Annotated in this window: 3 protein-coding genes; all 3 read right to left on the reverse strand. The window is 38.1% G+C overall.

Annotated elements, in window-relative coordinates; genetic code table 11:
* Window positions 1–2,057: fibronectin type III domain-containing protein (locus tag M0P98_09365; GenBank protein ID MCK9267054.1), on the reverse strand; the 2,057-nt coding region annotated here is incomplete at its 3' end.
* Between the two features lie 24 nt (window positions 2,058–2,081).
* Window positions 2,082–2,846, reverse strand: coding sequence for an ankyrin repeat domain-containing protein (locus M0P98_09370; protein MCK9267055.1), 765 nt, complete (start codon window positions 2,844–2,846; stop codon window positions 2,082–2,084).
* Window positions 2,847–2,890: 44 nt separating this feature from the next.
* The coding region (locus tag M0P98_09375; protein ID MCK9267056.1) for a hypothetical protein at window positions 2,891–3,596 on the reverse strand (706 nt) is incomplete at its 5' end.

The raw sequence follows: 3,596 nt of genomic DNA on the forward strand, positions 1-3,596 counted from the left end.
AACATCTCTCTTATAGGTTTTGGGTTAAGTTTTGTCCAACTACCTTTACCGCTCTCTTTCGAATAATAGATATTGTAACCCATAATTTCTGCGTTATACTGAGGTTTATCCCAAACTAACCGTATACCCTCAAACCTTACATTTATAGGCGGTTGAGGGTAACGTGCAACTGCTATATAAGCGTCTCCTAAAAGTCTTTCTGGGTCGTCTCCTGTCAACATTGAAGAACAGTAAAGCACTTTTGTAAAATCAGGGCTTTGTGTAGGCGCTGTTCTAATCATAGGTTTATGGTATGTGCCAAACCCAGGTCGGTCGCTATACATAGGGCGTTGAGCGTATCTTGCAGCATAATCGTGAAAGTTAGTTATAACAAGAGACCATAATGTATTATATCTTAAATCAGCCATTACCACAGGGCAAAAGGGTTCTGTAAAAGCCTCTACTATTGCAAAATCTTTGTTATGTTTAAACTCGTGTGGCCAGGAAACACGGTCCATTTTTGGGTAATTACCAATAAATTGTGCTTGATTGGTGTATGGACATAGAGTGCTTATTGTTGAGCCAAACCCGCTATGCTCTCCGAGTGAACACATATATATTAGGGTACCATCTTCAAGAAGAAATGTAGCTGAATCTCCAAAAGGGGGTAACCCCGCTGTCAAATCCCACCATAAGAGGCGTCCTCTACTGTATGAACCGGGAGTAATCTCTACCTTTGGGTTGGGGATAACCCTTAATAGCCCTCTTGTATCTTTTTCGCTTAATGGAAGCATCCACACCTGGTAAGGGTTTTCTGGGTCTTTGAAATCTTTTTCTTTGTTAAGTTCAAAAGCAAAATACCTGTTGTCGTTCTTATCAACTGAGTTGTACCAGTTATCTCCACCCTTCCCCCATGCCGCACTTACGCCTGGATTAACAGTATCATTTTCAGGTTTTTTTGAGATACTCTTAATTTCAAAACTTCTGAAGTTCTTACCTTCTGTACTTGAAAGTCCTATCTTCTTTTTATCTTTTGCAATCCATACAAGCGTGTTATGTGTTATTCTTTTTGTATCTTGTCCTCTTCCACAAGGAGTTGATGGTACGAGGGCTATATCCCATTCAGGGATTGTAGGTAATACTATTTTTTTTGTTTCACCAGTTACCAGATTAAGCATTTCAACTCTTATAGGTAGGTTGCTTCGCCTTGTTCTTAAAGTAACTATCCAATCTGAAGGGTCAGACTTCTCGGGCAGGTTCTTTTCTTCCCACGGAAAAAGCCACAACAACCTATTGGGCCACGCTTTTGAAGGTGAACCGTATCTGTGCGAACCGTCGGTTCTCATAACATAGCCTGGTTTTCTGTTGCCAACCTGCACATATTTCCCGTTATTACTAAAATCTGGAAATCCTACATAAGATAAATCTGTCTGTCCATATTGACTCATAAGCCATATTTCTGTCCCAATAAGTGTATCATTAAAAATAACCTTGCCTGGTCTGTTCCAGTTTGGATTATCATTTATTGTTTTAAGTTTATGGAGAGGATGAACAGAGATTTTTGTTGCCCAATTTCGAGGTAAAAAAGTATCTCCAAGCCGTATAAGTTGCATCTCTTTTATTCTTGTTTCCCCTTTATGGGTGGTAGGGTCATTATAAATTCTGCGTATACCTATTGCAACTGATAGGTTTCTCTCACCCAAACCGTCTACATAAAAAGGAATTTCTACCCATCTATATTTATCTGAAGCACTTATAGATAAAGAAGCAATACAGGTTAAACTTGTTGCGTTGGTATTTGTTTTAATCAATGCCTTAAGAAGATAATGACCAGGGGCAAGACTAACGCCTTGAGTGAATGAGTCGTAGGTCTTCATTGTTGTTATAACAGCTGCTTTTTCCTTTTCATCGTAGTAAAATTTTGTCTGCCCTCCCAATCTCCAATGTTCAGGAGAATCACCTTTCATTACAGATAAATCAGGGTTCTTGATAAGGTTTACTTCAGAAGCATAAACTGTATAAAAAAAAGAGAAGACCAAACTTAAAATAATATATAAAAACAATCTTTTTTTACCCATATATGCCTCCGTATTCAGTTCAGCTTAAAAGTTTTTACCTCCGTGTTTTTTTAGGAGTTCGTTTACTTTAGGTGCCCTTCTTCCATACGCTGATACGTAAAACGGTGTTTTTTTTCTGTTGTCAGGCAAATTTACATCTGCTCCTTTTTCGATTAGAAAAATCGCTGTATCAAGACAGTTGTCACTATAAGCCGCCCTATAAAGAGGGGTCTCGCCTCGCATATTTCTTTCATTTACATCTGTCCCTTTCTCAATAAGCATACGAGCTACCTCTACTCGGTTCCATGTTGCGGCATAGTGTAGAGGCGTCCATCCATACCTATCTTTTGCGTTTACATCTGCCCCCTTTTCAATAAACATTTTTGCTATTGCAGTATGACCCCAAGAAGAAGCTCTGTGTAGAGGGGTGCCTGCGTTTATATCTTTTGTGTTTACATCTGCTCCTTTTTCAATAAGTATTTTTGCTGCTTCTGTCTGTCCAAGTAGGGCTGTTTTATAAAGAGGAGTTTCACCTTTCAAATTTCTCACATCTATCTCAGCACCTTTATTTACAAGCATAACAACTGTTTCAATTTTGCCTTCAAAGGCAGCTATGTGGAGAGGTGTTGTACCTTCTTTATCTTTCTCATTGATTTTTACTCCTCTCTTAAGAAACTTTTCAACATCTGTCACACTTCCTTTTTCTGCCGCTTCATAAATATTTTTAAAGGTTTGAGATTGCCCCTTAACCGTAAAAATAAATAAAATAAAGACTGTTACTATACATATAGCTAACCTTTTATTTGGCATTTTTCCCCCTTGTGTTTTCTCATACTTCTGCTCTGGTAAATTTATTATCTTATTTTTACAATAAGCGCTTCCGAAACATCAGAACGGTTATCCCAGTTGTCTACTGCTACTACTTTGTAATAGTATTCTGTCCCTTTTTTGAGTTGTAGATCGGTAAAAAATATATCAGTTTCGCTTCCTATAAGAGTTTCAGGTCCTACTTTAAAATCTTTATCTTCACCTCGGTATATATTGTAATACCTTATACCTTGCGGAGCAGTAGAAAGTTCCCATTCAATTCTTACGTAAGGAGGTGCTATTGTATACCCTCTCCACTCAAGTGGTTCGCCCTCCCCTTTTATTTCAGATATTTTAATTTTTTGAGGTGTTGAAGGTTTGACTGTAGGAGTGTTGTCAAGGTTGGTTGGTGTAAAACCTAAGTCGTTGGTAACAAGAATATTATCTATCGCTATGCCTGTATCAGAGGTTGAAAAGACTATTTCAGTTTTGCCTGTTTTAGTAATTAAAAGTCTTCCTTCTACCTCAACCCATCTCCATTCAGACCCTTCTACGGGTAGTTTCCTTACCGCTTGATTTCCGATTTTTACTGTAAAATTTCCCTTTCCAATTTCCCCTTGAGGTTGCCAACCAGTAGTATAACTTTCTCGCTCTATCCCTGACATACCTCTTACTCTTGCCATAACCTTCCATCTACCTTTAATAGGAATATTAGTTTTTAGTTTTACTTTCCCTTCCAACCCTTCTTCAAGT

It is taken from the genome of bacterium, assembly GCA_023230585.1.
Lineage (GTDB): Bacteria > Ratteibacteria > UBA8468 > B48-G9 > JAFGKM01 > JALNXB01.